Here is a 22,419-nt window from a genome sequence, read left to right as displayed (position 1 = left end):
TTCAGCCCCGCCCGCCGCGCTCCTCGTCCACGATGCGACGCAGCGTGCTGCCCAGTCGCCGGGCGTACAGCCGCTGGAGCACCGGTACGACGGGTCCGGCGATCCGGGTGTACCAGGCGGCCGGGCGGCTGAACGCCATGACGGTGAACCACACCGTCCCGTCGTCCGCCGACTCCACCACGAAGCACTCCTCGCCGCGTTCCGGGTGCCGGACCTCGGTCCCGTAGGCGAACCCGATGCGGTTGTGCTCGTACGCGGCCCAGACGACCCGGCAGGGCGCGGAGAATCTGAGCGGGCCGATGCCCAGCGACACCCGGACGCGTACCCCGTCCCCGGCGCGGGGCGCCGAGGCGCGCACCTGGGCCCCGCCGGCGCGGTGCATGCGCCATTCGGTGATCGCCGCCCCCGCCGCTTCGAGGTCGGCCCGGCCGCGCCCGACCGGGGTGCGGTGGTGGAGGTGGTGGTACCCGGCGGGGAGCGGGCCGAGACGGGTGGCGCCGACCTCGGGATAGTTGAGGGTGCTCATGCGGTCCTGCTTTCTACGGGGTCGGTGTGCTCGCGCAGCCGCTGCCAGGCGAGCACCGAGCAGAGTGCGAAGCCCAGCGCGTTGCCGAGGCCGTGGGTGGCGGCCATCCAGGCCAGTGAGGGGTGCGGGATTCCGGTGGCCTCGCCGAGCGCCCAGCTCAGGGCGAGCACCATGGTGACGGCGAGGACGGCGGACGAGACGGCGAGCAGGCTCCGGGTGATCCGGTCCCGCTGCCCGGTGCGGACGGACCGCCAGGTGAGGAGGGCGACGGTCCACATTCCCGCCGTCAGTACGACCGCGCCGGCCAGTTCGGCCCAGTCCCCGATGAAGTAGCCGATCAGGACGAGCAGGGTGCCCAGCGGGACGCTCAGCGCGGCGAACCTTCCCGCGGTGCTGTCGGCGACCCGGCAGACGAGTCCCGCGACCAGCGCGGCGGCGAATCCGGCGAAGTGGAAGTGCGGCACGGTCAGCGCGAGGATGCCGAGCCCGAAGCCGAAGAGCGTGTGACCCGAGCGTTCGGCGACCAGCGCGAGGGCCGCGACCGACGGGGTGACCAGGGCGGTGAGCAGGGCGATCTCGGCGGGTGCCGTGGACCTCGACGGACCGCGGAGCAGCCGGTGCGGGGCGTGCAGCGCGAGGAGTACGGCGCCGAGCGCGTAACAGAGCGCGAGGGCGGTGGCGGCGATGCCGCGCGGCAGCCACAGCGAGACGGTGCCGGGAACGGCGAAGAGCGGCCAGAGCCGCCGGATCCGGTCCAGCTCGGCCGCGCCGGTCAGCCGCAGTCCCGCGGGGACCACCACCAGCATGCCCAGCATCACGATCGAATTGACCAGTACGGACATCGCCGCCCCCGACTTGAACGTGTTCAACTATGTTCGGCGCCGACTCTACGAGCTTTCTTGAACGTGTTCAAGCAGGGGCGTGCGAGGGCGGGGAGGGGCCGGTCGCGCGAAGGGCGGGAAGGGAGGACCCGGGCGCCGATGGCAGGATGCCCGGCATGGAGATCATCCCTGGGCGCGGCGTCGGCCTCGTCATGACCGGCGACCACCGGACCCGGGTCGAGGGGCGCGTCGGCCCGCCGGGCCCCGGCCCCGCCGCCGGCCGCCGTGCCGTGTACGACACCACGCCGACGCTCGTGATCACCTACGCGCCCGACGACACCGTGGAACTCGTCGAGATCGGCTACAGCGAGCAGGGCGGCGAGGCCGAGGCGAGCTACGACGGGATCCGGCTGACCCACCGGTTGATCGACGACGTCGTGGCCGAACCGCACGCCAAGGGATACACCAGCACACCGTGCGACATCGGCCACGACTTCCACGCCGGGTTCTCCGTCTGGTCCATGCGCGTGCTGGAGGCGCGTGAGGTGGACCCGACGGCGGGGGAGGACGACCCGAGGTGTGTCGTCGAGGGCGTGTCCGTGGCGCCGTACGGCTGTTTCGCCGGCGAGTGGCGTACGGCGCCGCGCCTCACAGAGCTCCCCGGCGCCACTCCCGTACCAGCAGACTGCCGAGGTAGACGCCTCCGATGGCCATCGTGTAGATCCCGACGGGCAGATTGTCGAAGAGCGGCAGCTGCTGGGCGCACAGATCCGCCAGCACCAGCAGCAGCGCGCCGGTCAGCGCCGACAGTGCCAGGTGCGGGCCGGAGACCCGGGTGATCCGTTTGGCGACCTGCGGGGACGTCAGCGCGATGAACGCGATGGGACCGGCGACACCGACCGCCCCGGCCGAGAGCACGATCGCCAGCACCACGGCGGCCGTCTTGGTGCGGCGGGGCTCCGAGCCGAGCGCGGCCGCGATGTCGTCGCCCATCTCGCCGATGTCCAGCCGCCGGGAGAGGAGCACGGTGAGCGGGGCCACCACCAGCAACACCAGCCAGATGGTGGTGGCGTCCTCCCACGACCGCGCCGACAGGCTGCCGTTGACGTAGGCGCTGAGGACGGCGGCCCGGTCCCGCTCCATGGCGTACACGACGTACTGGGTGATCGCGGTCCCGATCGCGGCGACCCCGATGCCCGCGATGACCAGCCGGGCCGGGTTGCGGAACCCGGTGCCGGTCGACACATAGACCAGCACCATGGCGAGGACGGCGCCGATCAGCGCGCCGAGCGCCACCGGCACGGTGTCCGGGAAGAGCAGTGCGGTGATCGCGGCACCCGCCCCGGCCCCGGACGCCAGCCCGATCACGTCGGGACTGCCGAGCGGATTGCGGGTGACGGACTGGAACAGTGCCCCGGAGAGCCCGAGCGCCGCACCGGTGCCCACGGCGACCGTCAGCCGGGGGCCGCGCAGCCGCTCCAGCACGAACGCGTCCTTGCCCTCGGCCCCGCCGGTCACCGCCCCGGCCAGGTCGGCGAGCGGAATGCCGAGCCGCCCGAGCGACAAGGTGGCGACGGCGCCCGCCACCAGCAGCACCAGCAGCACCAGGGCCGTCAGCACCGACACCCGCCGGATCGGCACGGCCACCCTCCGGCCGGCCCTGAGCACCTTCCGGGGCGAAGCGGTGCGGACCGCGGCCTGCTGCGACGTCATGCGTTGCCCCTCATCCTGCGTACGGCGACGAGCAGGGCGGGCGCCCCGATGAACGCGGTCACGACACCGACCATCAGCTCCTGCGGGCGCATGACCACCCGGCCCAAGACATCCGCGAGGAGCAGCAGCGCCGGACCTGCCAGCGCCGAGAAGAGAATCTGCATGCGGAAATCGACGCCGGCCACGGCCCGCACCACATGCGGAACGGCCAGTCCGACGAAGGCGATCGGACCGACCGCCGCCGTCGCCGCCGCGCTCAGCAGCGTGGCCGCGAGCAGCCCGCCCGCCCGCACCAGCGCCGGATTCGCCCCCAGGGACGCCGCCGTCGAATCGCCGAGCGCCAGCGCGTTGAGGCCGGGACCGAGCACCGCGGCGAGCACCAGACCGGCCACGGCGAACGGCAGCACCGACCAGAAGACGTCGAAGTCCCGTCCGCCGAGCGCTCCGACGACCCAGTACCGGTAGCTGTCGAACACCTTCGGGCGGCCCAGGGTCACCGCCTGGATGAACGCCATCAGCACGGCGGAGAGCACCGCGCCGGCGAGCACCAGCCGGACGAGACCGCCGCCCGACCCCGCGGAACCGATCGCATGGACGAGCAGGCCCGCGAGCAACGCACCGGGCAGCGCCCACCACATGGTGGCCGTGGCGCCCGACGCCCCCAGGAACGCCGTCGCGGCGACGACGCTCGCGGAGGCGCCCGCGTTGATCCCGAGCAGGCCCGGATCGGCCAGCGGATTGCGGGTCACCCCCTGCATGAGGGTGCCCGCGACGGCGAGACAGAGTCCGGCCAGCACACCGAGCGCGGTCCGCGGGTAGCGGCTCTCGACGATGGTGGTGACGTTCGGGTCCGCGTTGCCGGACAGTACGTCCAGCACATCGCCGAACGAGGTGGTGCGGCTGCCGAACATGACGCTCGCGAGCACCGCGAGCACCAGGACGGCGACTGCGACGACGAGGAAGAACACCCGCCGAGCGGCGCCGGTCCGTGAGGTACCGGCACCGCTCGGCGGCGCGTGCGTGGTGGTGGCCATGTGGGTGGTGGTCCGTCTCAGCCCTTGTCGGCGGACTCGACGGCCTTGTCGATCAGCGGCAGGTAACGGTCGATCACCCACGGCACGGTGAGCGGGTTGATGATCGAGGAGGCCGTGACGAAGGAGTTGTCGTTGCTGTACACCATGGCGCCGCTCTTGACCGCGGGCATCGCCGCGTACAGCGGCTGGGCCTCGATCTCCTTGCGGGACTTGTCATCCATGTAGAAGGTGAAGAGCAGATCGCTGTCCTTCAGCTTCTCGGCGTTCTCCAGGCCGATGAGCGCCGAGTCGGTGCCCTTGGTCTCCTTGAAGGAGTTCACCACCGGGTCGACGGTGAGACCGAGCGAGGTGAGCATCTTGACGCGCTGCTCCTCGGGCTTGAACACACCGAGGGTGCCGGGGCCGGTGTTGTAGATGTACGAGAACTTGTAGTTCTTGTAGTTCGGCCGGGTCGCCGCCGCGTCGGACAGCTGCTTCTCGATCTTCGAGACGAGGCCCTTCGCCTCGTCCGTCTGCCCCAGCGCCTTGCCGATGATGTCGATCTGCTGGTCCCAGTCCGTGCTCCACGCCAGATCGGGATAGGCGACGGTGGGCGCGATGTCCTTGAGGATGTCGTAGTCCTTCTGCGTGATCCCGGACCAGGGCGCGAGGATGACGTCCGGCTCCAGCTCGGTGATGGCCTCGAAGTCGATGTCCTCACCGCCCGTGAACTGGGTCGGCAGCTTGTCGCCGGACTTCTTCACCGCGTCGTGGATCCAGGGCAGATAGCCCGTCTTGTCGCTTCCCCACTCGTACTTCTCGATGCCCACCGGGGTGTGGCCGAGCGCGATGGCGGTCTCGGCGGAGCCCTGGCCGAGCGTGACGACCCGTTCGGGCTGCTCCTTGATCTCCGCGGTGCCGAGCGCGCTCCTGATGGAGACGGGGAACGCGCCGCTGCTCTTCCCGGATGCGCCGGAGGTCTCCTTGCCGTCGTCGCTCGACGAGCAGCCGCCGAGGGCGAGAACGAGGGCTGCGGCGGCGGCAGTTGCGGCGAGCGTCCGGCGACGCGCGCGGGTGAACCGGGACATGGATGTTCCTCATGTTTGAACGGATGGAGCAGCAGCTCCCCGGGACCGCGTGAGGGCATGCCGAAGGAGCGCCCGTACGGGGTACGGCGGGCGGCCCCCGATGCAGATCGCAAGGAGTTAGGCAAGCCTAAGCTAAGCCTTTGTGCAGCTACAACCGGCCCCCCGGTAAGTGCTTCGGGTTCCCTTCGGGGCTGGTTCGCCGCCGCCGTCCGGTCACGACTTTGGTCCAGACCTATTGACGGAAGGTCTGGACCTCCCTAGCGTGTGGCGAGCCGTGAAATGCGAGACCGCATTCCGCCTGGAATTGTCAGGGGCACGCCATTCACGCGCCAACTCGCCCCGTGCCGGGCCGCCTCGGGCAGCAGTACCGCCCCGGCGCCGCCCGGTCTCGACACGAAGGGAACTGAGCATGTTCGGTCGGACATCGCGCCTGCTGGGGGTCGGACTCGCGGCGGCATGTGTCGTACAACTGCTGGTGGGCGCGGAGCCGAGCAGCGCGCAGGACGAGACCTGCGCGGTCAAATCGAAGCCCGCCGGGAAGGTGCTCCAGGGGTACTGGGAGAACTGGGACGGCGCGGCGAACGGTGTGCACCCGCCGCTCGGCTGGATCCCGGTCACCGACAGCCGCATCCCGCAGCACGGCTACAACGTGATCAACGCGGCCTTCCCGGTCATCCTCTCGGACGGCACCGTCCTGTGGGAGGACGGGATGGACTCCACCGTGAAGGTCCCGACCCCGGAGGAGATGTGCCGGGCGAAGGAGTCCGGGCTCACCACGCTGATGTCCATCGGCGGCGCGGCCGCCGGCATCGACCTCAACTCCAGTGCCGTCGCCGACCGGTTCGTCGAGACGATCGTGCCGATCCTCAAGAAGTACAACTTCGACGGCATCGACATCGACATCGAGACCGGTCTGACCGGCAGCGGCAACATCGGTCAGCTGTCGGCCTCGCAGAGCAACCTCATCCGCATCATCGACGGGGTACTCGCGCAGATGCCCTCGAACTTCGGCCTGACGATGGCGCCGGAGACGGCCTATGTCACCGGAGGGAGTGTCACCTACGGCTCGATCTGGGGCGCGTACCTGCCCATCGTGAAGAAGTACGCGGACAACGGGCGCCTGTGGTGGCTCAACATGCAGTACTACAACGGCAGCATGTACGGGTGTGCCGGCGATTCGTACTCGGCGGGCACGGTCGAGGGGTTCACCGCTCAGACCGACTGCCTGGACAAGGGGCTCGTCATCCAGGGCACCACGATCAGGGTCCCGTACGACAAGCAGGTTCCGGGGCTGCCGGCCCAGCCGGGCGCGGGCGGCGGCCACATGTCGACGGGCCAGGTGTCACAGGCCTGGAACCACTACGGCAACGCCCTCAAGGGCCTGATGACCTGGTCGCTCAACTGGGACGGCTCGAAGGGCTGGACCTTCGGGGACAACGTCAGGGCGCTGCAGGGCCGCTGAGGCACCGCGGCACCCGCCGGGACCGGGCAGCTCCGCCGAGGCGGCCGGAGCTGCCCGGTCCGGCCGGCCGTGACGGCGGCCGGCCGGAAGGGTGCGCCGTACCGTCAGGAACGGGGCTCGGAGGCGTCCAGCATGGCCTCGCGCTCCACGACCTTGATCCGCTCGCGGTCCTGCTCCTCGCCCAGGGCCCGCTCGTGCGCGTCCAGGCGGTACCAGCCCTCGCGGGTGGTGTAACGGACGCCGCGCTCCTCCAGGAAGGCGGTGACTGCCTCCGGCTCGGGCCGGACGGGAGCGGGCAGCCGTCCCTCGGCCCGGTCCTCCAGCAGGCAGGCCACGGTCTCGTTGGCGTCCCCCTTGGTGTGGCCGATCAGGCCGATCGGGCCGCGCTTGATCCAGCCCGTGACGTACACCGAGGGCATGTGCTCCCCGCCGTCGACGACGCGTCCGGCGGCGTGCGGGACGGTGCCGGAGACCACGTCGAACGGGAGCTTCGGGAGCTCCTGCGAGTAGTAGCCGACCGCGCGGTAGACGCTCTGCACGTCCCAGTCGGTGAAGCCGCCGGTGCCCCTGACGTTGCCGGTGCCGTCCAGCTCGGTCCGCTCGGTGCGCAGGCCGACGACCCGGCCGTCCTCGCCGAGGATCTCCACCGGGGACTCGAAGAAGTGCAGGAACAGCTTGTGCGGCCGGTCGCCGGCATCGCGGATGGCCCAGTTCTCCAGCGTGGAGGCGACCATGTTGGCCTGCTTGTTGCTCCGCCGGGTCTCGATCGACCCCGCGTCGTACTCGATGTCCTCGGGATTGACGATGACCTCGATGTTCGGCGAGTGGTCCAGCTCCCGCAGCTCCATGGGGCTGAACTTGGCCTGCGCGGGGCCGCGGCGCCCGAAGACGTGCACTTCGAGGGCCTTGTTGGCCTTGAGGCCCTCGTAGACGTTGGCGGGGATCTCGGTCGGCAGCAGCTCGTCCGCCGTCTTGGCGAGGATCCGCGCCACGTCCAGGGCCACATTGCCCACGCCGAGGACGGCGACCTTCTCCGCCTCCAGCGGCCAGGTGCGGGCCACGTCGGGGTGGCCGTCGTACCAGGAGACGAAGTCGGCGGCGCCGTGGGAACCGTCCAGGGCGCTGCCGGGGATGTCGAGCGCGCGGTCCGCGTCGGCGCCGGTGGAGAAGATCACGGCGTCGTAGAAGGACCGCAGATCGTCCAGGTCGATGTCGTTGGGGTAGTCGACGTTGCCGAACAGCCGCAGCTGCGGCTTGTCGAGCACCTGGTGGAGTGCCTGGACGATGCCCTTGATCCGCGGGTGGTCGGGAGCCACTCCGTAACGGATCAGGCCGAAGGGGGCGGGCATCCGCTCGAACAGGTCGATCGAAACACCCGGTTCCTGGGCGGCCTCGGATTTCAGCAGCGCGTCCGCTGCGTAGATGCCGGCAGGGCCGGCTCCGACTATGGCGACGCGGACGGGGCGGGTCATCAGGTGCTGGTCCTTAGAACGTGCTGATGCGGACAGTGCAGCTCAGGGTAAAGGTAAGGCTGGGCTTACCGTGCTCCACGGAATACCGTAACCGGTGTCGGTCCGCGAGTTCGGGGCGGTTCGCCCTACGAGACGTCCGGGCCCGCCGTCCGGTGCCCGAAATGGCTTGAAGTGCACTCGGGTGGCGCGGGGTGAGGGATTCGCCCGGCCGTGCGGGGTTCGCTCGAAGAATCGGACAAATGATGGCAGAGTGACCCACATGGATGATCGGGTAGCGGGTGCCCTGTCACTCCCGGACGACTGGCCCGCCCACCCGGATCTCAGCCTCGCCCTGAACCGTATGGGCAGCTTCGACTGGGATCTCGACAGTGGCCTCATGCACATGGACCGGCCCGCGCTCGACGTGTTCGACCTGCGGGCCGACGAGTACGACGACCGGCCGGAGTCGCTCGGGCAGCGGGTGCCGGCGGACGAGGGCGTGCGGCTCGACGCCATGGTCGCCCAGGCGCTCAAGAGCGGGCAGAGCAACTACGGCGCGTACTTCAGGATCAAACGGCGCGACGGCAGCCTCCGCTGGACCCACACCCAGGGCTTCATCCGGCGGGACGGTACCGGTCGCCCGCACCGCATCATCGGCATCGTCCGCGAGGCGACCCAGGAGCTCGCCGACTCCACCGCCCGCCGGGAGCTGGACCTGGAGCGGCGCCGCCGCACCAGCCTGGTGGACGGCACCACGGCCGCCCTGGCCCACGCCCGCACCGTCGGCGACGTCATCGAGGTGCTCAAGAACTCCCAGGGCCTGGCGCACCTCGGCGCGACCAGCCTGGTGATGGGGCTGATGGAGGCCGGACGCATCCATCTGGTGGCCGACGGCCCGGAGGACTCGTTCGTGCCCGGCACCCGGTACACCCGGACGGACGAGCAGTACCCGATGAGCGAGGTGGTGCGCACGCTCGCGCCCCGCTTCATCGAGTCCGCCACCGACTTCGCCACCTCGTACCCCATCCTGTGGCCCCACATCAGCCACCTCGGCATCACCTCCGCCGCCTATCTGCCGCTGATCGCCCAGGCTCGCCCCATCGGCGCGCTCGGCCTGCTCTACAGCGACAAGGACGGTTTCACCGGCGACGAACGCAATCTGCTGGTTGCACTCGGCAGCTCCATCGCGCAGAGCCTGCAACGGGCCATGCTCTACGAGCAGGAGCACGACCTCGCCGAGGGCCTCCAGCAGGCCATGCTGCCGCGCAGGATCCCGGACGTGCCGGGGGCGCAGGTCGCCGTCCGGTACCGATCGGCCCGGCTCGGCCGGGACATCGGCGGTGACTGGTACGACGTCATTCCGCTGCCCGGCGGCCGGGTCGGGGCCGTCATCGGTGACGTGCAGGGCCACGACACCCATGCGGCGGCCGTCATGGGGCAGCTGCGCATCGTGCTGCGCGCCTACGCGGCCGAGGGGCACAGCCCCGCCACGGTGATGGCGCGGGCCTCCGTCTTCCTCCACGAGCTGGACACGGAACGCTTCGCGACCTGCACCTACGCCGAGGTCGACCTGACCACCGGGGTGGTGCAGCTGGTCCGGGCCGGCCATGTCGACCCGCTGGTGCGCGAGAGCGACGGCAGCTGCCGCAGGCTTCCCGCGGAGGGCGGGCTGCCGCTGGGGCTCTCGGCCGAGTTCGGGCGGCTCGAATACCCGGTCAGCACCGTCGAGCTGGATCCCGGCCAGACCCTGCTGCTGTTCACCGACGGGCTCGTGGAGCTGCCGGGCGCCGATCTCGACGAGGGCATACAGCTGCTGACGGCCATGGTGCGCAACGGCCCGCAGGACCTCCAGCGGCTGGCCGACCGGCTCTGCGAGGAGGTCGACGAGCGCGGCGGCGAGGACGATGTCGCGGTCCTGCTGCTGCGCCGCAAGGTCGCCCACGCACCCCAGCCGGGAGGCCGGCTCCAGCAGCACGTCGCGCAGAGCGACCCGGAGGCACTGAGTTCGGCGCGGCACATGATCCGGGCGGCGGTACGTGCCTGGGGCGCCAAGGCGCGGGCCGACGAGGTCGAGCTCGCCGCCGACGAGCTGATCACCAACGCGCTCATGCACACGGACGGCGGGGCCATCGTCACCATCCGGGTGCTCACCGGCCCCGAGCGGCGGCTGCGGGTCGACGTCGAGGACCGGTCCAGCGCGCTGCCCAGGCGCCGGGACGCGGGGGAGGCGGGGGTCTCCGGGCGGGGCCTGATGCTGGTGGACCGGCTGGCGGATCTGTGGGGCGTGGAGTCCCGGGGCAGCGGCAAGTGCGTCTGGTGCGAATTCGTGATCCCGGCACACGAGTGACGAAGGCGATTCCGGCGCGCGTGACGAACGTGATCCCGGCCGCGCGGCAGGTGACGGAAATGCTTTTATCCGCCCACAAGGAATTCCAATGCCGGAAACGTGCATCCTACTCGACAGTAACAGAACGTAACATGTCTGTACTTGACCGTAACCGACCGCGAGCGATTGACTGCGACCCGTCAGTCTTTGTCTTCGATGACATGAGGACCCGTTGGGAACTGAGCTGCTGGCACCTCTCGATCTGGCCTTCTGGCACCTCGAATCCGATGCCCACCCGATGCATCTCGGCGCACTCGCCGTCTTCGCCCCGGCCCCGGGCGCAGCGCAGGGCGCCGACGCGCAGACCGTGCTCGAACTGCTGGGCACCCGCGCCGCCGCCATTCCCCGGCTGCGGATGCGGGTCAGGGACGTCCTGCTGCCCGTCGGCGGGGCCGCCTGGTTCGTGGACAAGGACTTCGACGTGCACCGGCACATCGAGCGGGTACGGCTGACCGGCGCGGAGGCGCGGGACGAGGACGGCGGATTCATGGCGGGCGCCACCCGGCTCGCCGGTGAACTGATGGAGCGGCCGCTCGAACGCGGGCTGCCGCCCTGGCAGATGTACGTGATCGGCGGCGCCGACGGCGGGTCCTTCGCGGTGCTCGTCAAGCTCCACCACGCGCTGGCCGACGGCATGCGCGCGGTCGCCATCGGCGCCGGGATCTTCGACGAGATCGCCGCCGCCGGACGCCCCCGCGCCGGGGCCCCCGTCCGCCGCGCGCGCACCGTCCCGCCCCGCTCCTGGATGCCCGGCCCGCGCCAGGTGGCCGGTCTCGCGCTCGGCCGGATCGAGGACCTCGGGCGGGCGTTCGGCGTCGGTGCCTCCATGGTGCGGGCCAGCCGCCTCGACCCGCGCGGGGCGCCCGCGCTCACCGCGAGCTCCAGCGGCACCCGGCGCCTGGCCACGGCGGACCTGGACCTCGAAGCCGTCCAGCGGATCCGCCGCGCCGCGGGCGGTACGGCCAACGACGTCCTGCTCGCCGTCGTCGCCGGAGCGCTGCGCCGCTGGATGCGGGAGCGCGGCGAGCCGCTGCCCGACGAGGATCCGCGCGCCCTGGTGCCGGTCTCCCGCCGCAGGCCGGGCCAGGCGGCGGCGAGCGGAAACAAGCTCTCCGCCTATCTGCTCGGGCTCCCGGTCGGCGAACCCGACCCGTGGCGGCGGCTCGCCCTGGTCCGTACCGCCATGGACCGCAACAAGACCGCCGGCCCCTTCCGCGGCGCCGGTGCCGTTGCCGTGCTGGCCGACCAACTCCCCTCGCTGGCCCACCGGTTCGGAGCGCCGATCGCCGGGGGCGCCGCCCGGATGCTCTTCGACGTCCTGGTCACCAGCGTGCCGCTGCCGCGCTCGGCGCTCTCTCTCGGCGGCTGCCCGCTGCGCGCCGTCTACCCGATGGCGCCGCTCGCCAGGGGGCAGTCCCTCGCCGTCGCGATGTCCACGTACGGCGGCCGGGTGCGGGTCGGGCTGGTGGCCGACGGCAAGGCGCTGCCCGACCTGGACCGGCTGGCGCGCTGCGCCGACGACGAGGTGGCCGAGCTGCTCACGCTGCTGGCGACGCGCTGAGCGACCCGCCGCTCCGATGGTCATAGGTCGGACAGATGCCCGGGAAAGTGTCACAGCTGGTGGCGCCTGAGGTGTTGACGTGCCCAAGTGATCCGATGAATATTCGCTGTGTGCAAGAAGCGATCATTGGGGAGGGCGGCGGAAGCATGCGGCGCAACAGGCTGGGAAGCAGCGCGGTCGAGGTCACCGAGCTGTCCTTCGGGGCGGCGGCCATCGGTAATCTCTTCACCGTCGTCGAACCGGCACGGGCGGCAGCGGCGGTCGGCGCCGCCTGGGACGAGGGCGTCCGCTACTTCGACACCGCCCCGCACTACGGACTCGGCCTCTCCGAACGGCGACTGGGCGAAGCCCTGCGCGGCCGGCCCCGCGACTCGTACACGCTGTCCACGAAGGTGGGACGGGTGCTCGACCCGCTGCCCGCCGGAGCCACCGGCTCCGGGAACGGCTCCGACGCCCTGTCCGAGGGCTTCGCCGTCCCCGCCACCCACCGCCGCCGCTGGGACTTCAGCGCCGACGGCGTACACCGCAGCATCGAGGACAGCCTGGAACGGCTGGGCACCGACCGCATCGACATCGCCTATCTGCACGACCCGGACGACCACGCGGAAGCCGCGTTCCACGAGGCCTACCCGGCACTGGAGAAGCTGCGCGCACAGGGCGTCGTCGGCGCCATCGGTGCCGGGATGAACCAGACGGCGATGCTGACCCGGTTCCTGCGCGACACCGATGCCGACGTGGTGCTCTGCGCCGGGCGCTACACCCTCCTCGACCAGTCCGCGCTCACCGAGCTGCTGCCCGAGGCCGCCGCCCGGGGCCGCAGCGTGGTCGTCGGCGGCGTCTTCAACTCCGGGCTGCTCGCCGACCCGCGCCCCGGCGCCACGTACGACTACGCGGCCGCACCCCTCTCCCTCCTGGACCGGGCCCTGCGCATCAAGGCCGTCACCGAGGGCCACGGCGTCCCGCTGCGCGCCGCCGCCCTGCACTACCCGCTCGCCCACCCCGCCGTCGCCGGAGTCCTGGTGGGCACCCGCTCCCCGGACGAGGTGCGCGACGCCGCCGCCCTGCTCCGCCGCGAGATCCCGGACGAGCTCTGGGACGAACTGCGCGCCGAGGGCCTGCTGACCGAGAACGGACACTGACATGAGAATCGCCCTGCACACCAAGGTCCGCGCCGACCGCATCGAGGAGTACGAGGCGGCACACCGCGAAGTCCCGGCGGAGCTCACCGCCGCGATCCGCGCGGCCGGCGCCACCTCCTGGACGATCTGGCGCAGCGGCACCGACCTCTTCCACGTCATCGACTGCGAGGACTACGCCGCACTCCTCGCACAGCTGGAGCAGCTCCCCGTCAACGTCGCCTGGCAGGCCAGGATGGACGAGCTGCTCGACGTGTCCCACGACTACTCGGCCGACGGCGCCGCAGCCGGGCTCCCGGTCGCCTGGGAGCTGTGACATGGCGGGCCGGCAGCGGATCGTCGATGCCCACCACCATGTGTGGGACCTGTCGGTACGCGACCAGGACTGGATCAACGGCGACGAACTCGCCCCGCTCCGGAGGAACTTCGCTCTCGCCGACCTGGAGCCCGAGGCGCGCGCCGCCGGAGTGTGCGCCACCGTCCTCGTCCAGACCGTCACCGTCCCCGACGAGACCCCCGAGTTCCTGGCCCTCGCCCACGGCAGCGACCTCGTCGCCGGCGTCGTCGGCTGGTGCGACCTCACCGCGCCGGACGTAGCCGACACCCTGGCCGCGCTGCGCGAACTCCCCGGCGGCGACCGGCTCGCCGGCATCCGCCACCAGGTCCAGGGCGAACCCGACCCCGGCTGGCTGCTGCGCCCCGACGTCCTGCGCGGACTGCGCGCCGTCGCCGCCGCCGGACTCGTCCACGACGTCGTCGTACAGGCCCGCCAGCTGCCCGCCACCGTCCAGGCCGCCGCTCTGCTCCCCGAGCTGACCTTCGTGCTCGACCACGCCGGCAAACCGCCCGTCGCCGCCGGTCGGACGCGCCCCTGGGCCGACGACGTACGCGCCCTGGCCGCCCGCCCCAACACCGTCTGCAAGCTCTCCGGGCTGGTCACCGAGGCCGACCCGCGCGCCTGGACCGTGCGCGACCTGCGCCCGTACGCCGACACCGTCCTCGACGCCTTCGGCCCCGACCGGCTGATGTTCGGCTCGGACTGGCCCGTCTGCCGGCTCGCGGCGACGTACGGGGAGGTCGTCGACGCGGCACGCGCCCTCACCGACTCCCTCACCGAGGACGAACAGGACCGGGTGTTCGCCACCACGGCCGAGCGGGTCTACGGCCTTGGATAGGCATCCCGCCGAGGCTTCCGGCAGTCTGGAACCATGCCCGAACTGCCGGAAGTCGAAGCCCTGCGGGTCTTCCTCGACGACCACCTGGTCGGCAAGGAGATCGACCGCGTCCTGCCGCTCAACGTCAGCGTCCTCAAGACGTACGACCCACCGCTGTCCGCCGTGCACGGCACCACGGTCACCGGCATCGCCCGGCACGGCAAGTTCCTGGACATCGGCGCCGGGCCACTGCACCTGGTCACCCATCTCGCCCGGGCCGGCTGGCTGCGCTGGAAGGACGCCTTCCCCGCCGAGCCGCCGCGCCCCGGCAAGGGCCCCCTGGCACTGCGCACCGTGCTCACCGGCGGTGACGGCTTCGACCTCACCGAGGCGGGCACCACCAAACGTCTCGCCGTGTACCTGGTGCACGACCCGGCCGAGGTCCCCGGCATCGCCCGGCTGGGCCCCGACCCCCTCGCCGGCTCCTTCGACCGCGACGCGTTCGCCGCGCTGCTCGCCGGGGAACGCCGCCGGATCAAGGGCGCCCTGCGCGACCAGTCGCTGATCGCAGGCATCGGCAACGCCTACAGCGACGAGATCCTGCATGCCGCGAAGATGTCGCCGTACCTGCTCACCGCGAACCTCAAGGACGAGCAGATCACCACCCTCCACACCGCGCTGCGCACCACGCTCCAGGACGCGGTCGCCCGCTCCAGCGGCGTCGCGGCCGGGAAGCTCAAGGCCGAGAAGAAGAGCGGGATGCGGGTCCACGGACGCACCGGCGAGCCCTGTCCGGTCTGCGGGGACACCATCCGCGAGGTGTCGTTCAGCGACTCCTCGCTCCAGTACTGCCCGACCTGCCAGACCGGCGGCAGGCCGCTGGCCGACCGCCGCCTGTCCAGGCTCCTCAAATGACCCGCCGGGGTGCGGGGGCCGGACGGTGCGCGAAGAAGAGGTGAATCACCCGGCCCCGCACACCCGTGCGCGCTCTACACTCCGGCCCATGCTGCGCGTACTCGCCGTCGACGACGAAGAACCCGCCCTGGAGGAACTGCTCTACCTCCTGCGCGCCGATCCCCGGATCAGCAGCGCCGAGGGGGCCACCGGGGCCACCGAGGCACTGCGCCGCATCGGTGCCGCCGTCGAGGCGGGCCCGGACGACCCGGCCGCCATCGACGTCGTGTTCCTGGACATCCACATGGCGGGCCTCACCGGCCTCGACGTCGCGCAGCTGCTGGCCGGGTTCGCCGCGCCCCCGCTCATCGTCTTCGTCACCGCCCACGAGGGCTTCGCCGTCCAGGCCTTCGACCTGAAGGCCGTCGACTACGTCCTGAAGCCCGTACGCCGCGAGCGGCTGGCCGAGGCGGTGCGCCGCGTCGCCGAACAGGTCGGCGACCGCTCCGCGCCGGTGCTCGACACGGCGGGCGACCAGATCCCGGTGGAACTCGGCGGCGTCATCCGGTTCGTCCCGATCGACGACATCGCCTATGCCGAGGCCCAGGGCGACTACGCCCGGCTGCACACCGCCACCGGCAGCCACCTCGTCCGCGTCCCCCTCACCACCCTGGAGGAGCGCTGGCGCTCCCGGGGCTTCGTGCGCATCCACCGTCGCCACCTCGTCGCCCTGGGCCGGATCGACGAACTCCGCCTGGACGCGGGCAGCATGAGCGTCCGCATCGGCTCCGCGGAGCTCGCGGTCAGCCGCCGCCACACCCGTGCGCTGCGTGATCTGCTGATGCGCCAGACCGGCCGCTGACCAGCGCCTACCAGGATCCGGCCCTTCCCACGGCAGTCCGGTGCCGCATACACTCCGGGCCCATGTCCGCAGAGCCAGCGCCCCGGCGCGAAGTGGTGACGGGGGAGCCCCGGCGGGTGCGCCCGCTGCCCCGCTACCGCACCCAGTCGGAGATCGACGAGCAGACCGCGCTCGGCGGCGCGTACGTCCGTTCGCTGATGCGCAGCCAACTGCGCGCCGGACTCACCGCGTTCGCGGTCCTCGCCGTGGTCGTCGGGACGCTTCCCCTGGTCTTCGAGGCACTGCACAGCGCCGCGCTCGTCTGGGCGGTACTCGGATTCGCCGCCTACCCGCCGCTCACCCTGATCGCCTGGTGGTACGTGCGACGGGCCGAGCGCAACGAACGCGACTTCGCCCGGCTCGTGGAAGGCCGCCCCGCACAGTGAGCCGTACGTACGCGGTGGCCGCGGTCGCCGCCGTGGTCCTGGCGACCGTCCTCGTCGGCGGTTTCGGACTGCGCATCTCCCGCACCACCTCCGACTTCTACGTCGCCTCACGCACCGTACGGCCCCGGCTCAACGCCGCGGCCATCAGCGGCGAATACCTCTCCGCGGCCTCCTTCCTCGGCATCGCGGGCCTGGTGCTGGTACACGGCCCGGACATGCTCTGGTACCCGGTCGGCTACACCGCGGGCTATCTGGTCCTGCTGGTCTTCGTCGCCGCACCGCTGCGCCGCTCGGGGGCGTACACACTGCCCGACTTCGCCGAGGGCCGGCTGGAGTCACGGCAGGTGCGCAGACTGGTCAGCGTCTTCGTGGTCGCGGCGGGCTGGCTCTACCTCGTACCGCAGCTCCAGGGCGCCGGGCTGACGCTCAAGACCCTCACCGGGGCGCCCGGCTGGCTCGGCGACGTGCTCGTCGCGTCCGTCGTCGTCATCGCCGTCGCCGCGGGCGGCATGCGGTCCATCACCTTCGTGCAGGTCTTCCAGTACTGGCTGAAGCTGACCGCGCTCCTCGTCCCCGCGATCTTCCTGGTACTCGCCTGGCAGGGCGACGGGCAGCCCCGCGTCACCTTCGACGAGCAGCTCACCGTATTCCGCGCCGACCACCCGCTGTACGCCACCTACGGGCTGATCGTCGCGACCTTCCTCGGCACCATGGGTCTGCCGCACGTCGTCGTCCGCTTCTACACCAGCCCCAACGGCCGCGACGCCCGCCGCACCACGGTCGCCGTCCTCGCCCTGATCGGCGTGTTCTATCTGCTGCCCCCGGTCTACGGCGCACTGGGCAGGCTGTACGCCCCCGAGCTGATCCACGGCGGGGACGCGGACGCCGCCGTGCTGCTGCTGCCCGGCCGGATCGTCGGCGGGATCGGCGGGGACCTGCTCGGCGCGCTCATCGCGGGCGGCGCCTTCGCCGCGTTCCTGTCGACCGCCTCCGGGCTCACCATGGCCGTCGCCGGGGTCATCACCCAGGACGTGCTCCCCTCGCGCGGCGTACGGCACTTCCGGCTCGCCACCGTCCTCGCCATGTGCGTACCGCTGGCCGGTTCGCTGGTCGTCAGCCGGGTGCCGGTGGCCGACTCCGTGGGCATGGCGTTCGCCGTCTCCGCGTCCTCCTTCTGCCCACTGCTGGTCCTCGGCATCTGGTGGCGGCGGCTGACCCCGCCCGGCGCCATCGCCGGACTGCTGCTCGGCGGCGGCTCCGCGTTCCTGTCCGTCGCCATCACCGTCAGCGGCGCGGTCCGCCCACCGGGCTGGCCGCACACCCTGCTCGCCTGGCCCGCCGTCTGGTCGGTGCCGGTGGGCTTCCTCGCCATGATCCTGGTGTCCCTCGCCACCCCCGGCCGGATACCCCCCGGCACCAACGCCGCCATGACCCGCTTCCACCTGCCCGAGGCGCTGACATCGGGGAGGCACCGATGACCGGCGCCGGCTACGCCGTACTCGTCCTGCTCACCCTCCTGCTGCTCGCTGCCGGATTCCTGCTCGGCCGGCGCACCGCCCGGCCCGTCCGCACCAGCGACGTCGGAACACCCGTCGAGCACGCCACCTTCGAGACCCTGCACACCGCCTCGCTCGCCGCGCCCCCGCTGCGCGCCGGTCTCACCGAGGAGAGTGCCCGCCGATCCGCCCGCCGGCTGCGCTCCCTGCTCGGCACCGACGCGCTCTGCCTCACCGACCGCGACCGGGTCCTCGTCTGGGACGGCGAGGGCGAACACCACGGCCGCCACGTCATGGACCAGGTGGGGGACCTCCTCGCCAGTGGCCGGGACACCGCCTTCCGCAGCGACTGCGACGACCTGGACTGCCCGCTGCGCTGGGCCGTCGCCGTGCCGCTCACCGTCGACAACCGGGTGCTGGGCACCCTGATCGCCTACGCCCCGCGCGAGTCCGCGGTGCTGGCACGGGCCGCCGGAGAGGTGGCCCGCTGGGTCTGCGTACAGCTGGAACTCGCCGAACTCGACCGCTCCCGCACCCAGCTCATCGAGGCCGAGATCCGAGCGCTGCGGGCCCAGATCTCCCCGCACTTCATCTTCAACTCACTCGCCGCCATCGCCTCGTTCGTCCGCACCGATCCGGGACGCGCCCGCGAACTCCTCCTGGAATTCGCCGACTTCACCCGCTACTCGTTCCGCAGTCACGGCGATTTCACCACCCTCGCCGACGAACTCCACTCCATCGACCAATACCTGGCACTGGTACGGGCCCGCTTCGGCGAACGGCTCCTGGTCACCCTCCAGGTCGCTCCCGAGGTGCTGCCCGTCGCCCTGCCGTTCCTCTGTCTCCAGCCGCTCGTCGAGAACGCCGTCAAGCACGGCCTCGAAGGTGCCGTCACCTCCAGCCGCATCACCATCAGCGCCCTGGACGCCGGCTCCGAGGCCGAGGTCGTCATCGAGGACGACGGCACCGGCATGGACCCGGAACGGCTGCGCCACATCCTGCGCGGCGAGGGCGGCCGCTCCACCGGGATCGGACTGCTCAACGTCGACGAACGGCTGCGCCAGGTGTACGGGGACGACTACGGACTGGTCATCGAGACGGGTGTCGGCGCCGGGATGAAGATCACCGTACGGCTGCCGAAGTACCGCGCCGGTGTGCACGGTTCCTGACCGGCCGGACCGGTTCCCGTCAGTGGAGATGGATCGCCAGATGCCCCAGCGGCAGCCCCAGCTGCCAGGCCGGCGTCCACACCTGGGCCGCCTCCTCCGCGTCCGGCTCCTCGCCAGCCGGCTCCCACGGCGGCGGAGCGATCGCGTCGAGGTCGGCCGCGAGCAGCTCGGTCTCCTCCAGCCACCGCCAGGCCGCGCGGGCCAGCGCCAGATCAGGATCCGCACCGGCCGTCCCGCCCACCGGGGCCGCGTGCGGCGGGCCCAGCCTCTCACGGACCCAGCCGCACCACGTGGCCCCGTACGCCGTCAGCAGGCGCAGTTCGTCCAGCCGGGCCGCGGGCAGCGCGTCGGCCACCGAGCCGTCGGAGAGGAATATGGTCAGCGCCAGGGCGTCGCGCCCCGCGCGGTACTCCAGCGTGGACGGCTCCATCAGATCGCCGGTCCGCAGCAGATCGTCGGCGATGTACTCCGCGTACATCCAGTCCATCGGAACCAGCAGGCCGCCCCCACCGGTTCCGTCCTGACGCTCCGGGCGCATCCCGTCTCGCCTCTTTCTGTGTTCGGTACCGCGCTTCACGGAGCATTGAACCGGGGGAGCGCGCCCCGCGTGGCCAGAAGGACAGGATCCGTCACCACCGGATGCGTCGACGACACGAGGATGCGATGACCGCCGATCCCGGGGAGGGCCCGCACGTGCGCCATGAACTGGGTGCCTACGTACTCGACGCGCTCACGGCCGACGAGACCCGAACGGTCTCCCGTCATCTGCGGTCCTGCGACCGCTGCGCCGCCGACTACGTGGAGGCCGCGGAGGCCGTCTCCCTGCTCGCCCTGTCGCGCGAGGAGGACCTGCTGGAGTAGCCCGGGAGAGTGCGGGAGAGCTGGCGCAGCGCGTAGTAGGACCGGGACTTGACGGTGCCCGCCGGGATGCCGAGAGCCCGGGCGGTCTCGTCCACGGTGAGCCCGCGGAAGTACATCTGCACGAGGACCGCGCGGTGTTCCGGGCTGAGGGTGCGCACCGCATCGCGCACATCGAGCGCCGAGACCGTGGCTTCCGCGGTGTCGTCCCCGGCCGCCGTGGTCTCCAGCACGGTGTCGCAGACCTCGGTGGGCCGGGCCTGCCGGGAGCGGCGGGCGTCGATCGCGAGCCGCCGCGCGACGGTGAAGAGCCAGGGCCGCATCGAGTCGTACGCGGAGTCAAAGGCCTCCGGGTGCTGCCAGGCGCGGACCAGGGTCTCCTGGAGCAGGTCCTCGGCGCGCTGCCGGTCGCCGAAGGTCAGACCGAGCAGGAAATGCAGCAGCGCGGGCCCGTGCTCCCGCTGGAGATCGGCGAGGGCCCGCTCATCGGTCGTCGTGATGGTCATCGTGAACGCCCTTCCCGCCGAGGTCCCTGTGGCTTCGCTGCCGACTGGCGTATACGAACCCATCGGGGCGCCGAGCAACAGGCGATGGGCGGCCTCGTGCGACGAGCGGTCGCACAGTGCGGCGAATGGTGCGGTGAACGGTCGGGGGGGGGGGGGGGGGGGGGGGGGGGGGGGGGGGGGCGGGCGCCCCCCCCCCCCCCCCGGGGGGGGGGGGGGCGCCCCCCCCCCCCCCCCCCCCCCCCCCCTTCGGTACGCCGGACGCCGGATCAGGCGACGAACGTACGCGGGTCCCCGCGGGGGGGGGGGGGGGGGGTCCGGGGGGGGGGGGGGGCCGGGGGGGGGGGGGGGGGGGGGCCCGCCCGCCCCCCCCCCGACGGACCGGTCAGCTCGTCCCCGTGTCCGTTCCGGGTGTCTTTGCCATGTTCGACTTCCGGTACGAGTAGCCGAAGTAGATGACCAGACCGATCAGGAACCAGACCACGAACCGCACCCAGGTCTGCCACTGGAGGAAGGTGATCAGCCAGATCGAGAACACCACCCCGAGGGCCGGGACGAACGGCATGCCGGGGGTACGGAAGGTGCGCGGCAGATCCGGCTGCTTGTAGCGCAGCACGATCACCGCGATGCACACCACGACGAACGCCAGCAGAATGCCGATGTTCGTCAGCTCGGCGGCCTCGCCGATCGGCAGGAAACCGGCGATCAGGGCCGAGGCCGCACCGACGATCCAGGTCACCCGGGTCGGCACGTGCCGGGTCGGGTGGGTCTTCGCGAACCACTTCGGCAGCAGTCCGTCACGGCTCATCGAGAACCACACCCGGGTCACGCCGAGCATGAAGGTGAACATCACCGTGAGGATGCCGATGATCGCGCCCACCGCGATCACATCGGCCAGCCCGCCGAGCCCCACCGACTTGAAGGCCGTGGAGAAGCCGGACTCCGGGTCGATGTCCTTGTAGCTCTGCATCCCGGTCAGTACCAGGCAGGCCGCCACGTAGAGGACCATGGAGATCGCGAGGGAGTACAGGATCGCCTTCGGCATGTGGCGCTGGGCGTCCTTGGACTCCTCGGCCGCCGTCGACATGGCGTCGTACCCGAACACCGCGAAGAACACCGTGGCCGCACCGGTGAAGGCCCCGCTCACCCCGAACGGGAAGAACGGGTTGTAGTTGGCGGTGTTGATGTGGAACACGCCGACGCCGATGACGAGCAGGACGACCAGGACCTTCAGGACGACCACGACGGTCTCGAAGCGGGCCGCGTTCCTGATCCCGAGGGTGAGCAGATACGCCACGAGCAGACAGAGCAGCGCGGCGAACAGATCCACCTTGTGGCCGTCGCCGGTGCCGGGCGCGCCCAGCATCCACTTAGGCACTTCGAGCCCCATCTCCCCGAGCAGGAAGCTGAAGTAGCCGGAGATGCCGATCGCGACCACCGCCACGATCGCGGTGTACTCCAGCAGCAGGTCCCAGCCGATGAACCAGCCCACCAGCTCGCCGAGCACCGCGTACCCGTAGGTGTAGGCGGAGCCGGCCTTGGGGATCAGGCCCGCGAACTCCGCGTAGCTGAACGCGGCCGCGGCACTCGCCACGCCCGCGATCAGGAACGAGAGCAGTACCGCGGGACCGGCGGTGCCGTTCGCCACCGTGCCGGCCAGGGTGAAGATGCCCGCGCCGATGATGCCGCCCACGCCGATGGCCGTGAGCTGCCACAGCCCGAGCGTTCTGGTGAGCTGGGTGGCGACTTCCCCCGCAGGCCCTTTCTCGTCGATGTGCTCGATCGGCTTGCGGCGCAGTACACCCTCGCCCACTCGGAGCCTTGCCATGAGTCACCTCTCCGCTGACGGCTGTCCTGACGGGCGCTCATGATGGCCCAGGCGGAGCCGGTGCGGAAGACGG

At 71.6% G+C, this 22,419-nt stretch carries 21 protein-coding genes; 12 read left to right on the top strand and 9 right to left on the bottom strand.

The window, feature by feature from the left end; genetic code table 11:
• Position 1: 1 nt before the first annotated feature.
• The 5 genes from ACGF8B_RS11405 to ACGF8B_RS11385 all read right to left on the bottom strand — a co-directional run bounded on the left by ACGF8B_RS11405 (position 2) and on the right by ACGF8B_RS11385 (position 5,161).
• A complete protein-coding gene (locus tag ACGF8B_RS11405) occupies positions 2 to 526 on the bottom strand; it encodes a DUF1990 family protein (RefSeq protein ID WP_392736993.1) in 525 nt (174 codons plus the stop codon).
• Positions 523 to 1,368 carry a YndJ family protein gene (locus ACGF8B_RS11400; protein ID WP_392737422.1) on the bottom strand — a complete coding sequence of 282 codons (846 nt, stop codon included), beginning with the start codon at positions 1,366 to 1,368 and terminating at the stop codon, positions 523 to 525. Before ACGF8B_RS11400 ends, ACGF8B_RS11405 begins: the two co-directional genes overlap by 4 nt.
• Positions 1,369 to 1,995: 627 nt before the next feature.
• Entirely contained in the window at positions 1,996 to 3,060 is a 1,065-nt protein-coding gene (locus ACGF8B_RS11395; RefSeq protein WP_392736991.1) for a FecCD family ABC transporter permease, read from the bottom strand.
• Complete coding sequence (locus tag ACGF8B_RS11390) at positions 3,057 to 4,094, bottom strand: FecCD family ABC transporter permease (protein WP_392736989.1); 1,038 nt, start codon at positions 4,092 to 4,094, stop codon at positions 3,057 to 3,059. The genes ACGF8B_RS11395 and ACGF8B_RS11390 overlap by 4 nt, the downstream gene beginning before the upstream one ends.
• Positions 4,095 to 4,111: 17 nt before the next feature.
• The gene (locus tag ACGF8B_RS11385; protein WP_392736987.1) at positions 4,112 to 5,161 is read right to left on the bottom strand and encodes an iron-siderophore ABC transporter substrate-binding protein; all 1,050 of its coding nucleotides are present in this window, start codon (positions 5,159 to 5,161) and stop codon (positions 4,112 to 4,114) included.
• A gap of 409 nt (positions 5,162 to 5,570) precedes the next feature.
• On the opposite strand from ACGF8B_RS11385, the gene ACGF8B_RS11380 reads away from it, so the two are divergent.
• Positions 5,571 to 6,623 carry a chitinase gene (locus tag ACGF8B_RS11380; RefSeq protein WP_392736985.1) on the top strand — a complete coding sequence of 351 codons (1,053 nt, stop codon included), beginning with the start codon at positions 5,571 to 5,573 and terminating at the stop codon, positions 6,621 to 6,623.
• Positions 6,624 to 6,727: 104 nt separating this feature from the next.
• On the opposite strand, the gene ACGF8B_RS11375 is transcribed toward ACGF8B_RS11380, so the two are convergent.
• The gene (locus ACGF8B_RS11375; protein WP_392736983.1) at positions 6,728 to 8,095 is read right to left on the bottom strand and encodes an FAD-dependent oxidoreductase; all 1,368 of its coding nucleotides are present in this window, start codon (positions 8,093 to 8,095) and stop codon (positions 6,728 to 6,730) included.
• Between the two features lie 259 nt (positions 8,096 to 8,354).
• On the opposite strand from ACGF8B_RS11375, the gene ACGF8B_RS11370 reads away from it, so the two are divergent.
• The 10 genes from ACGF8B_RS11370 (at position 8,355) to ACGF8B_RS11325 (ending at position 19,157) form a co-directional block, all read left to right on the top strand.
• Positions 8,355 to 10,421, top strand: coding sequence for a SpoIIE family protein phosphatase (locus ACGF8B_RS11370; protein ID WP_392736981.1), 2,067 nt, complete (start codon positions 8,355 to 8,357; stop codon positions 10,419 to 10,421).
• Positions 10,422 to 10,632: 211 nt separating this feature from the next.
• Positions 10,633 to 12,021, top strand: coding sequence for a wax ester/triacylglycerol synthase family O-acyltransferase (locus ACGF8B_RS11365; protein WP_392736979.1), 1,389 nt, complete (start codon positions 10,633 to 10,635; stop codon positions 12,019 to 12,021).
• Positions 12,022 to 12,167: 146 nt separating this feature from the next.
• Positions 12,168 to 13,160, top strand: a complete 993-nt coding sequence (locus ACGF8B_RS11360; protein WP_392736977.1) for an aldo/keto reductase — start codon at positions 12,168 to 12,170, stop codon at positions 13,158 to 13,160.
• A gap of 1 nt (position 13,161) precedes the next feature.
• Positions 13,162 to 13,473 (top strand): L-rhamnose mutarotase, encoded by a 312-nt coding sequence (locus tag ACGF8B_RS11355; RefSeq protein ID WP_392736975.1) that lies wholly within the window; start codon positions 13,162 to 13,164, stop codon positions 13,471 to 13,473.
• A gap of 1 nt (position 13,474) precedes the next feature.
• On the top strand, positions 13,475 to 14,332 hold the full coding sequence (locus ACGF8B_RS11350; RefSeq protein WP_392736973.1) for an amidohydrolase family protein: 858 nt from the start codon (positions 13,475 to 13,477) through the stop codon (positions 14,330 to 14,332).
• Between the two features lie 33 nt (positions 14,333 to 14,365).
• The gene (locus ACGF8B_RS11345; RefSeq protein WP_392736971.1) at positions 14,366 to 15,226 is read left to right on the top strand and encodes an Fpg/Nei family DNA glycosylase; all 861 of its coding nucleotides are present in this window, start codon (positions 14,366 to 14,368) and stop codon (positions 15,224 to 15,226) included.
• Between the two features lie 88 nt (positions 15,227 to 15,314).
• The gene (locus ACGF8B_RS11340; protein WP_342280958.1) at positions 15,315 to 16,067 is read left to right on the top strand and encodes a LytTR family DNA-binding domain-containing protein; all 753 of its coding nucleotides are present in this window, start codon (positions 15,315 to 15,317) and stop codon (positions 16,065 to 16,067) included.
• 62 nt (positions 16,068 to 16,129) lie between these two features.
• Positions 16,130 to 16,492, top strand: coding sequence for a hypothetical protein (locus tag ACGF8B_RS11335; RefSeq protein ID WP_124720456.1), 363 nt, complete (start codon positions 16,130 to 16,132; stop codon positions 16,490 to 16,492).
• Positions 16,489 to 17,970 carry a cation acetate symporter gene (locus ACGF8B_RS11330; protein ID WP_392736968.1) on the top strand — a complete coding sequence of 494 codons (1,482 nt, stop codon included), beginning with the start codon at positions 16,489 to 16,491 and terminating at the stop codon, positions 17,968 to 17,970. The genes ACGF8B_RS11335 and ACGF8B_RS11330 overlap by 4 nt, the downstream gene beginning before the upstream one ends.
• Positions 17,967 to 19,157, top strand: a complete 1,191-nt coding sequence (locus tag ACGF8B_RS11325; RefSeq protein WP_392736966.1) for a sensor histidine kinase — start codon at positions 17,967 to 17,969, stop codon at positions 19,155 to 19,157. Before ACGF8B_RS11330 ends, ACGF8B_RS11325 begins: the two co-directional genes overlap by 4 nt.
• 19 nt (positions 19,158 to 19,176) lie before the next feature.
• Here the strand turns inward: ACGF8B_RS11325 and ACGF8B_RS11320 are convergent, their stop codons facing one another.
• Complete coding sequence (locus tag ACGF8B_RS11320) at positions 19,177 to 19,695, bottom strand: hypothetical protein (protein WP_392736964.1); 519 nt, start codon at positions 19,693 to 19,695, stop codon at positions 19,177 to 19,179.
• A 125-nt stretch (positions 19,696 to 19,820) separates the two neighbouring features.
• Here ACGF8B_RS11320 and ACGF8B_RS11315 point away from each other — a divergent pair, with 125 nt between their 5' ends.
• Complete coding sequence (locus tag ACGF8B_RS11315; protein ID WP_392736963.1) at positions 19,821 to 20,018, top strand: zf-HC2 domain-containing protein; 198 nt, start codon at positions 19,821 to 19,823, stop codon at positions 20,016 to 20,018.
• On the opposite strand, the gene ACGF8B_RS11310 is transcribed toward ACGF8B_RS11315, so the two are convergent.
• Together ACGF8B_RS11310 and ACGF8B_RS11305 are read right to left on the bottom strand one after the other, a co-directional pair.
• Complete coding sequence (locus tag ACGF8B_RS11310; protein ID WP_392736961.1) at positions 19,952 to 20,521, bottom strand: sigma-70 family RNA polymerase sigma factor; 570 nt, start codon at positions 20,519 to 20,521, stop codon at positions 19,952 to 19,954. The genes ACGF8B_RS11315 and ACGF8B_RS11310 overlap by 67 nt on opposite strands.
• A gap of 382 nt (positions 20,522 to 20,903) precedes the next feature.
• Positions 20,904 to 22,346: an amino acid permease gene (locus tag ACGF8B_RS11305; RefSeq protein ID WP_392736959.1), complete on the bottom strand. Its 1,443-nt coding sequence runs from the start codon at positions 22,344 to 22,346 to the stop codon at positions 20,904 to 20,906.
• Between the last annotated feature and the right edge of the window lie 73 nt (positions 22,347 to 22,419).

Origin of the sequence: Streptomyces sp. NPDC047917 (assembly GCF_043204345.1) — a bacterium.
GTDB lineage: Bacteria > Actinomycetota > Actinomycetes > Streptomycetales > Streptomycetaceae > Streptomyces > Streptomyces sanglieri.
Note: the sequence above shows the minus strand (reverse complement) of the source record. Positions and strands in the feature narration are given on the sequence as shown.